The following is an 8,307-nucleotide window of genomic DNA, read 5'->3' as shown; positions in this document are numbered from 1 at the left end:
GTCAAATCATCTGAAAAACCGTTAGAATTTTACTGAGCCTTCGACTCTGTGCCTATGCTACCGCCTAGTCCATAAAAACATGCAGCAGTTAAATCTCATAAAATTATACATTAAATATAGCGTAAAATTCAACGTTAAATTTTTCGCTAAATTTTATGATTTAGCTATTGTGCGTTTAAAATAACGCTGAAAAATATCATAAATTTTAAAGCGAATTTTTGTAAGTTGGATTTTAAAATTCCGTAAAATTTTAAAATTTAATGCCTGCAAATCTGTAAATTTTACAAAATTTCGTCAAAATTTAAAATTCATAGCAATCAAAGACGGTTATTTCAGTCGAAAAATTCTAAGCTTTGCGCTCGCTGCTCGCGAGTTTTTTGCAAGCTCTTGCGCGTCTGCTATTATCGGGCTTTTGGTTAGGATTTTGCCTAACGAATGCCCGCCGCCGCATTCGCAGCGCATAAATTCTCTAGGACAGACGCAATCGCGCTCCCACGCCCTAAATCGCTCCTTTACTATGCGGTCTTCAAGCGAATGGAATGAAATTATAGCGACATTTGCATTAGTTAGAATTGAATCGCGCGATTTTTGCTCAATGAGCGTGAGCAGGCGCTTTAGCTCGCCAAGCTCGTCGTTTACCTCGATGCGGATCGCCTGAAATGCTAGCGTAGCCGTGCTGATGCTGCGCCCTTTAACGGGCTTCGTTCCGATTAAATTTGCCAAAGCTTTAGCGCTTGTTAGTGGTGCGTTAGTCCGTGCAGTAGCTATTCTGGAAGCGATTGCGTTAGCGTTTGTTAGCTCGCCATATTCGCGGAAAATGCGCGCCAGATCCGCTTGCGAGTAGCGGTTTACGACATGCGACGCATCTAGAGCTGCGCTCTCATCCATTCGCATATCCAGCGCGTCGCTTTTAGTGGAAAAGCCGCGGCAGTTTTTATCCAGCTGAAGAGATGAAACGCCAATGTCGGCTAAGATCCCGCGAACTGCGCGGAGCTTTTGCTCGGGCAGAATTTCTAAAATTTCGCTAAATTTTGCTTTGTGGATTTCTATGCGATCTTTAAATTTACCAAGCCGCTCGCGCGAAAATTCTATCGCTTCGGCATCTCTGTCGCAAGCGATGAGTTTAAGGTGCGGATTAGCGGTCAAAATGCCTTCGCTGTGCCCTCCGTAGCCTAGCGTGCAGTCGATAACATAGCCGTCTTCAAGCTGCGAAAATGCTGCGATCGTCTGCGAAAAAAGTACCGGAATATGTGGAGCTTGCACTTAAATTTATCCTTTTGAAATTTCTAATCCTATATAATAGCGAAATTTTTTACAAAGGCGAGAGATGGACGAGTATTATTATGAAATTTTACGCAAAATTTCGCTTTCGATGTTTAGAGATAGGCTTTTTGGGATCTTTCACGGCTCGATTTCAGCAAAAATTAAAGAAAATCAGTTCTTGATCAACAAAAAAGACGCGATTTTCGATAGCCTGAATAGGGATGATTTTATAACGCTGTTTTCAAAAAAAGACTACCGCTGGCAGGATGCTAGCATCGATAGCGACATACATATAAATATCTATAAAAATATAAAAGAGGCGAAATTTGTAACCTACGCGACACCGCCGTATCTCGTCGCATATACGCTGGAGCATGATTTTATTTTGCCACGAGATTACTTTGGGGTGAGCAAATTTAAGCGCATTGAAATTTACGATCCTAAGAACTACGACGACTGGCACGAGCGCGCGCCGTACGAAATTTGCAACTATATGATAAATGAAAATAGCGATATAATGGTGATTCGCGGCTATGGGGTTTTTGCCCATGCAAGGAGCGCGCAGCAAATGGCGAAAAAAATAGCGATTTTAGAAATGAGTTCAAAGCTGCTTTTGCTAAGCTAAGATTAATGTATACCAAATCATTTACTAACGCGTTATAATTCGCTAAAAATGCCTATTTTTCAGCCTTACATAAGGTTTTATCTGTATAATTACTAACAAAAAATTTCTTTAGTTAGCTATTTAAGGATTTAGATGATAGAATGGATGCAAAAGCATAAGAAGTCGCTTATACCGACTATTTGGATAAGCACGATAGCTTTCGTGGGCGCAGGCTTCGTCGGCTGGGGCGCATATGATATGAACGCTAACCGCGCAGGCTCAATCGCCAGAGTTGGGCAAATTTCCATAACAAATCAAGAATTAAACACAAAATACTCCGAACTATACAATCGGCTAAGCGCTATGAGCGATGGGCAATTTACTCAAGAACAAGCCAAAAATATGCATCTAGATCAGATCGCAGTAGATCAGCTAATCGGCGAAGCGTATTTTCTAAATTTTGCTAAAGACTTAGGCGTTCAGGCTAGTGATAAAGATGTGGCGGAATTTGTGCTAAACTCGCCGAATTTCCAAGAAAATGGCGCATTTAGTAAGGAACTTTACGATAATGTCGTAAGGAATTCTGGACTAACCAAAAAGGAATTTGAGCGCAATCTACAAAAAACGCTAACTCTGCAAAAGCTAGGCAAGGCTTTAATGATCACGCCAAATTCCAAGATCATAGAGGCGTTTGCCGCATCGCAGCTAATGCAGGATAAAGTATCAGCCGAGATCATCTACGCAGACGCTAACGTTACCTTTAGCGACGACGAGCTAAAGAAATTTTGGGAAGGCGAGAAATCGCACTTTATGACCGAGAAAAAATATAATCTAGGGGTCTATTTCGTGGCGCCTAGTAAAGCCGATGTGAATGAGACGGAACTAAGTAAATTTTATGAAGAACACAGAGGTGAGTATAGAAGCCTGGATGATAAATTATTGGATTTTGCAGAAGCCAAACCTAACGTCTTAAAAGATTACCGAATGGATCAGGTTAAAAAAGACGCTACAAAGGATTATTTGGAGATCAAAAAAGGCAAGCTTGATACTAATGAAACTATAGCTGCTACGGCTAGCAATTTTCCAATATCTGAGATTGAGGTTGCAAAGCCAGGAGATGTCATAAAGCCTTTCGAGTACAAAGGCGGATATTTGATTGCTAAACTAAACGGTGTAGAGCAGCCTAGGCAGATGAGCTTTGAAGAGGCTAAGCCTTTGGCTTCTAAAGAATTTGAAACGAAGAAACGTAAAGAGCTACTTGAAAAAAGAGCTCAAGATGCGCTTAAAAATTTCAAAGGCGAAGATTTCGGCACGCTATCTCTTAATAGTAAAAATAATACCAAGCTGAGCGATGACGAATTTTATAAATTTCTTATCGATATGTTTAATAAGCCTGCCAAAGAAGGGATAGTGATGTTTGATAATAAAGCCGTAGTGTATAAAATTTCACAGCAGAGCTTAGGTAGCAGCGAAGAGATAGATAAAGAAAGAGCGATCGTCGCCGATAGGATAACCACGTTATTAAATTCCAATCTGCAAAACGATCTAACCAAAATGTTAGAAAAGCGCTATAAAACCGAAAGATATTTTAAAGGTAAAGACAGTGAGTGAGTATATTTTAGGTCTAGATATAGGCTCGACTAAAATTCGCGCGATAATCGCTAAAAATGATGGCATTTTTACGGTCTTAGGCGTTGGCGGAGCCGATACTTTAGGTATCAAAAAGGGTGTCATAACAAACATAGAACAAGCCGCGGGCTCAATAAAACAGGCGGTGAAAGCAGCAGTAAAAGGCGCTGGTAGAAGCTACGATAAAGCCATTATATCGATCTCTGGCTCATATGCCAAAAGCGTTAAATCTCGTGGCGTCATAACCATGGAAAATGAGATCGGACTAGATGAAATAAAGCGTGCCATGCAGGTTGCCGAAGCGCAAGCAAACGTGCCTAGCGATAGTGTAATCTTGCATGTGCTTCCGTATGATTTTAGAGTCGATGAGCAGGAGCACATCGAAGACCCCCTCGGTATGAGCGGTACCCGCCTGGAGGTATCTACCCATATTGTTATCGCTCCTGAAAGCTCTATTAAAAATTTAAAAAAATCCGTCGAGATGGCGGGCGTAAAGGTAGATAACATCGTCCTTTCAGGCTACGCATCCTCCATATCTACGCTTAGCAAAGACGAAAAGGAGCTAGGTGTCGTACTGATCGATATGGGCGGCGCTACATGCGATATAGTCATCCACCTGGGAAATTCCTTACGTTATAACGATGTTGTGATGTTCGGCTCTAATAACGTTACTAACGATCTATCGCGCGCTCTGCACACGCCGCTTCCATATGCGGAAAACATAAAGATCACCTACAACGATCTAATTAATCAAGGCAATAGCGAAGTTGAATTGCCTGCTTTAGGCGATAGCGAATCGGAAAATCACATAATAAGCCTTGAGATCATTTCGCAAGTAATCCTTGCTCGCGTTAAAGAGACTTTCGATATGATAGCCGATAAGATCGAAAGAAGCGGCTATAAAGACCGCATAGGCGCAGGTATCGTAATCACGGGCGGTATGGCGAAGCTAGACGATGTGCGCGATTTAGCGGCGATAGTTTTTGATAACACTTCCGTTAGGGTTGCAAGAGCAAAGAGCGTGGGCGGTCTGCACGAGATCGCCGATGATATTTCAAATTCTTGCGCACTAGGACTTTGCATGTATGGTTTCGGCGAATTCACCCCTTACGAGATGGACTCTAACGGCAAACTCCGCTACAAAGACGAAGTTATAAACAAGGCTCCGAAACGAAATGTGAACGAATATTATGAAAAAGAGGTCAGTAAGGCGATAGAAAAAGAGGGCATCAGAGCGGATAGCGGTGCGGCTAAGAAGGAGGATTTGAATATCCAACTTCCCAAAAAAGACGGACAGAATTTTTTCAATAAAATTTGGTCGTCTATGAAAAATTGGTTTTAAATTTTAAGCTAAGGAGATACTCGTGAAAGGATACAGTATGGAAGAAAGAAAGGGCATCTACGGTGCCAAGATGAAGGTTATCGGCGTTGGCGGCGGCGGATGCAACATGATAAATCATATGATCCGCGAAGGATTTACCAAGACCGACGTTGAGCTTATGGTGGCTAATACCGATGCACAGGCGTTAGAAAAGTCGATCGCAAATACTAGAATTTTACTAGGCGAAAACACCACCAAAGGCCTTGGCTGCGGTATGGATCCAGCGCTTGCCAAGATGGCTGCGGAGGAGAACTACGACGATCTTAAGGACCGCTTGGACTACTCCGATATCGTTTTCGTTGGCTCCGGTCTAGGCGGCGGTACCGGCACGGGCGCTGCACCTATCGTTGCAAAAGCTGCGAAAGAGAAAAAAGCGCTAACTATCGGCGTCGTTACTACCCCTTTCGGTTTTGAGGGTAAAAAGCGCATGAGATTAGCACAAGAGGGTCTTGAAGAGCTTAAAAAAGAGTGCGATTCCATAATCGTTATCCCAAATCAAAATTTATTGAAGATCATCGATAAAAAAACCGGCCTAAAAGATGCCTTTAAGATTGTGGACAATGTCCTATTCCAAGCCGTAAACGGTATGATCTCCGTGATCTTAGAGTCCGGCGATAGCGATATTAACGTCGATTATGCCGACGTCAAAAAGGTAATGACGCACCGCGGTTTGGCGCTTATGGGTATCGGCGTTAGTGAGGGCGACGGCGCGGCAGAAGAAGCGCTAAAAAGTGCGATCCAATCTCCGCTTTTGGATAATACATCCATCCACGGCGCTATGGGCGTGTTAGTGCATTTCAAGATGTCGCCTGATTGCTCCTTGCTTGAGATTGAATCCGCGATGAATATCATCGAAGATACCGTGGATAAGGATGCCGACGTTACTTGGGGCACTACCACCGATCCTAAGATGGAAAACAACCGCGTCGAAGTTACTCTCATCGCCACCGGCTTTGAAAGGAGTATCGAGGAAAAAAAGCAGGTCGCCAGCGATAACGTAGCAGATCGCAGGAAGGCGCTTTTAGAGAGCATGGGTCGAAATTCTATCTTTTCTAGACAAAAGGTAAGTAGCGGCGATTTTAACGGAGACGAAACCTACGACGAGCTCGACGAGCCCGCATTCCTACGCAACCAGATGGACTAAATGCGCAGACGAGATAGGCAGCTAAGCGAAGATGAGGCATTGAAAATCATCGACGAGAGCGAATACGCTACGCTTAGCTGCATAGACGAGAGCGGCGAAATTTTTAGCGTGCCTATCTCGCCCGTGCGCGATGCAGACATTATTTATATCCACGGCGCGCCTGCCGGCACAAAGGCAAAACTCTTTCAAAACGGACGCGCGGTAACGGCGGTTTTTGTTAGCTACAACCGCGTCCCTACCCCAAGCGACGAAGAATACCGATCTATCGCAAACGACGCTGCCGCTTTAGGCTCTAGAGTTTATACGACGGAGTACCGCAGCGCGATCGCCGTTTGCGAAGCAAACGAAGTGTTAGATGACGAGCGTAAAATTTACGCCCTGCGGATACTTTGCGAAAAATACACCCCAAATTATATGTCGCGCGTAGAATTCGCCTCCAAAGCATCATTAAAGCGCACGAAAATTTACGAACTCAAAATAAAATCCGTAACCGCAAAGGCTAAAATTTTATAGAATTAAATTTAAGAAATCTAAATTTAAATTGCTTGATTTCTTAAAATTTCAAGTTCGAATGTAAGCAAATTTTAATCTGAAATTTCGTATCGCCAAATTACGAAGCTTCTTGTCGGCACTAGCATCGGTACCACCGCGGCGATCGTACCGCTTACTATCGGCTCGGCCCCCTTTATCGCTCGCCTCATCGAAAGCGCTCTGCTGGAGGTCGATAGCGGCGTAATCGAGGCGGCGAAGAGCTTCGGCGCGAGCAAGACGCAGATAATCTTTCGCGTAATGTTCATCGAGGCGCTACCTAGCATCATCGGTGCGATTACTTTGACGCTCATCGTCATCATCGGATTTACGGCGATGGCGGGCACGGTCGGCGGTGGTGGGCTCGGCGACGTGGCGATCCGCTATGGCTTTCAGCGCTTCCGTCCCGATATAATGGCATACACCGTCGTGATCCTGATCGTGCTCGTGCAGATAATCCAAAGCATCGGAAATTTACTCTATAAAATTACGAAAAAGTAGGCTCAAACCCATAGCTTAACGAGATATCAAACATTTTCTATTAGTATCGAATTGCGAAAAAGTAGATCTTAAACTATAGGCCGTTCGTTTGTATAACCCGTTTACCAAACTATAAAATTATAAAAAAGGTAGGTTTGCAACGCTATGAATACCGCTTAAAATTCTATAATCACGAGCAGATAGATTTTTGCCTACCGTCAAGGTTTAAATTTTAGGCTTTGTGTAGCTAAAGCAAAGCTCGTGCCAAGACTTGTTTCGCGTAGAGTAAGCTTTATTTTTATAACAGGTCGCCTCTTTGAAGCGAACGATCGAAACTATGCTGGATAATTTTAAAATTCGCAGGCAAGATTTAGGCGCAGAATTTTAAAATTTAATTGCCTAAAATTTAAAATTTAGCCCAAACCTTAATGAGAAGCGTAAGTTGAAATTTGAAATTCTAAAGCACGGAATTTTAAAATTTTAGACCTTGCGAAATTTTGCTTATAAATTCTATGACAAGCAGTTTTAAAATTTTATAATTTTAGGTTTTGCGAGATCTTTCTTATATAATTTCGCTTTTGCTGCGAAATTTCGTAGCTTCATTATTAAAATATAAAGCGCAGGATATAAATAAAAGGCACCGGCCTTAGCAATAAAAGCCAAAGATGATGGTATCGCCGCTTTGACAAGCTTTTTTGGCTTTGGTAAAAGAACCTAAGATTACGCCAGTTCTTTAAAAATAAGGCAGACTATGAAATTCCTCTGCGAATTGAGCCTAAATTTTTTCGTATCGCAGAATTTTAAAACGGCATAGAATTTTATGAATTATCTTGCGCCGCTTGCGGTAAAATTTTATGCGGGCGGATACGGCGCGTTTAATAAGATCGTTATCGCATAAGAGCGAAGCTATGAAATTTATCCCGTTTTGCATTGCAAGTTCGATGGTCTCTTTATGCGCTGCAAACGAGATCATCTGCGTAGCATCTAAATTTAAAAAGGGGCGATAAATCTCCCGCCCCTGAAATTTTAAGTATAGGATTTGATTTTATAGATGTGTGAGCTAGGGCTTGCTTTCCTCTTAAAATTTAAAACATCACCTCAAACCCTGCATTGATAGCTCCGCCTCTTGTTTTGCCTATATAGCCCTTGCCTCCTAGGCTAAAGATTAAGTTTTTGCTATCGTATTTATAGCCTGCTTCAAATACTCCGGTAGAGCCTTTTAAGCTAGGCTTAGGAGCGTCAAGTCCCATAGTAGATGCTTTGGCATCTCCCTTAAAC

Annotated in this window: 7 protein-coding genes and 1 pseudogene; 6 read left to right on the top strand and 2 right to left on the bottom strand. The window is 42.7% G+C overall.

The genetic code is table 11. The features are described 5' to 3' along the window. Nucleotides 1–327: 327 nt before the first annotated feature. Nucleotides 328–1,263, bottom strand: coding sequence for a 16S rRNA (cytosine(1402)-N(4))-methyltransferase RsmH (gene rsmH / locus Q0274_RS06535; RefSeq protein ID WP_298028419.1), 936 nt, complete (start codon nt 1,261–1,263; stop codon nt 328–330). Between the two features lie 64 nt (nt 1,264–1,327). On the opposite strand from rsmH, the gene Q0274_RS06530 reads away from it, so the two are divergent. The 6 genes and pseudogenes from Q0274_RS06530 to Q0274_RS06505 form a co-directional block, all read left to right on the top strand. Beyond that, a complete protein-coding gene (locus Q0274_RS06530) occupies nt 1,328–1,888 on the top strand; it encodes a class II aldolase and adducin N-terminal domain-containing protein (protein ID WP_298028418.1) in 561 nt (186 codons plus the stop codon). Nucleotides 1,889–2,020: 132 nt separating this feature from the next. Further along, nucleotides 2,021–3,478: a peptidylprolyl isomerase gene (locus Q0274_RS06525; protein ID WP_298028417.1), complete on the top strand. Its 1,458-nt coding sequence runs from the start codon at nt 2,021–2,023 to the stop codon at nt 3,476–3,478. After that, entirely contained in the window at nt 3,471–4,838 is a 1,368-nt protein-coding gene (gene ftsA / locus Q0274_RS06520) for a cell division protein FtsA (protein ID WP_177389106.1), read from the top strand. Before Q0274_RS06525 ends, ftsA begins: the two co-directional genes overlap by 8 nt. 22 nt (nt 4,839–4,860) lie before the next feature. Further along, nucleotides 4,861–6,021 carry a cell division protein FtsZ gene (gene ftsZ, locus Q0274_RS06515; RefSeq protein WP_040303139.1) on the top strand — a complete coding sequence of 387 codons (1,161 nt, stop codon included), beginning with the start codon at nt 4,861–4,863 and terminating at the stop codon, nt 6,019–6,021. After that, nucleotides 6,022–6,534 carry a pyridoxamine 5'-phosphate oxidase family protein gene (locus Q0274_RS06510; RefSeq protein ID WP_298028416.1) on the top strand — a complete coding sequence of 171 codons (513 nt, stop codon included), beginning with the start codon at nt 6,022–6,024 and terminating at the stop codon, nt 6,532–6,534. Between the two features lie 96 nt (nt 6,535–6,630). Further along, nucleotides 6,631–7,050: pseudogene (locus Q0274_RS06505) on the top strand (methionine ABC transporter permease); the annotation flags it as partial. Nucleotides 7,051–8,114: 1,064 nt separating this feature from the next. Here Q0274_RS06505 and Q0274_RS06500 read toward each other — a convergent pair. Beyond that, nucleotides 8,115–8,307 (bottom strand): hypothetical protein (locus tag Q0274_RS06500; RefSeq protein ID WP_298028415.1); only part of this gene is annotated, 193 nt, incomplete at its 5' end.

This window comes from uncultured Campylobacter sp. (genome assembly GCF_937973075.1).
Taxonomy (GTDB): domain Bacteria; phylum Campylobacterota; class Campylobacteria; order Campylobacterales; family Campylobacteraceae; genus Campylobacter_B.
Note: the sequence above shows the minus strand (reverse complement) of the source record. Positions and strands in the feature narration are given on the sequence as shown.